This window comes from Eikenella sp. HMSC071B05 (assembly GCF_001811325.1).
GTDB lineage: Bacteria > Pseudomonadota > Gammaproteobacteria > Burkholderiales > Neisseriaceae > Eikenella > Eikenella corrodens.
The window spans coordinates 112,247-113,644 of sequence record NZ_KV804540.1 but is presented as its reverse complement, the minus strand read 5'-3'; the positions used below and the strand labels follow the sequence as shown (position 1 = coordinate 113,644).

1 protein-coding gene and 1 pseudogene are annotated in these 1,398 nt (G+C 57.7%); one reads left to right on the top strand and one right to left on the bottom strand.

Going from position 1 to position 1,398, the window contains the following annotated elements; all coding sequences use genetic code 11:
- A pseudogene (locus HMPREF2796_RS02910) lies at window positions 1-520 on the top strand (DNA topoisomerase IV subunit B); the annotation flags it as partial.
- Between the two features lie 94 nt (window positions 521-614).
- Here HMPREF2796_RS02910 and HMPREF2796_RS02905 read toward each other — a convergent pair.
- Entirely contained in the window at window positions 615-1,076 is a 462-nt protein-coding gene (locus HMPREF2796_RS02905; RefSeq protein WP_070630840.1) for a hypothetical protein, read from the bottom strand.
- Between the last annotated feature and the right edge of the window lie 322 nt (window positions 1,077-1,398).

Sequence of the window (1,398 nt, the reverse complement as noted above, 5' to 3'; positions counted from 1 at the left end):
AGGCGGTCGTACAGGCGCACGGTGGCGGGAACAGCATGCGCTACGGCAAAATCGCCATTTTGTCGGACGCCGATGTGGACGGCTCACACATCCAAGTGCTGCTGCTCACCCTGTTTTACCGCCACCTTCCCGCGCTGATCCGCCACGGCCATATCTACGTTGCCCAACCGCCGCTGTTCCGCGTGGATGTCAATGCCCAGGGCAAAAGCCGCCCCGCGCGCAAATTCTACGCGCTCGACCAAGGCGAACTCGAAGGCATTTTGGAGCGGCTCGCCGCCGAAAAAGTCAAAGAATCCGCCTATTCCATCAGCCGCTTCAAAGGCCTGGGCGAAATGAACCCCGACCAGCTCAAAGACACCACCATGAACCCGACACCCGCCGCCTGCTGCGCGTGGGCATTCCCGAGCACGATAGTGAAACCACGCTCGCCGCCTTCACCCGCCTGATGGGCAAAGGCGAAGCCGCCGCCCGCCGCAGCCGGATGGAAGCCGAAGGCGACCGGGTGGAAGCGGATATTTAGGTTTTCAGGCAGCCTGAAACCGTTTTGGCGCGTAAAGGCAGCCTGAAAACCTTTCAGGCTGCCTTTGACTGTTTTGTACCGTCCTGCCGCGCTCTTACGGCACGACATTGAACTTAAATGTGGTGTAGATGCCGCTGGTAATGTAAATCTCGTCCGTGCTGTCGCACATGTCCAAGCCGACCGAGTCGAAAGTGAGCTCTTCCAAAATGCCGTTGTAAATGCTGTAGCGTTTGGTCTGCCAGCCGGTGTAGCCGCCGTAGGCATTTTTCGCGTTCACTTCGACGCACACCGCATAGTATGCCCGGCCGTTCAGTTTGTACGGCTCGCGCGAGAGTTGGTACACCTTGCGCGGCGGGGTAGTGAATCTGATTTGCGCGCTGCGGGCGTCGAGCAGGGTGCCGTCCAGCCGTTGGCGGATCAGCTGCTGGTAGTTTTTTGGATAGGGGCCGTAGTCGGCATTGCGCACAGCCTGCATGCTGACGTCAAAAGTGCTGGTGCAGGCGGCCAAGAGCAGGGACAGGCTGCCGAGCAGGGCGGCGCGGGCGGGAAGTTTCATATTGGTTTCCTTGTATGGGGTTGGTGGATGTTTTCAGGCTGCTTTAAGGCTGAAGTTCGTCTGAAAATCTCTTTTCAGTAGTAGGTCGGGCATTTATGCCCGACCTACCTTACTTTAAAAGTTGAATGTCAACACACCCTGCTGCTGCGGGTTTCCGCTTAGGGGACGATATTTACTTGGTCGCCGCCGAAGATGAGGGTGGTGTCGATGTAGATTTCGTCTTTGCTGGTGCAGGCGGCGTAAGCGCCTGTAGGATTGCCTTCTATTGTGTTGTTTTTGAACCGGAACATTTTGGTCTGCCAGCCGGTGTAGCCGCCGTAGG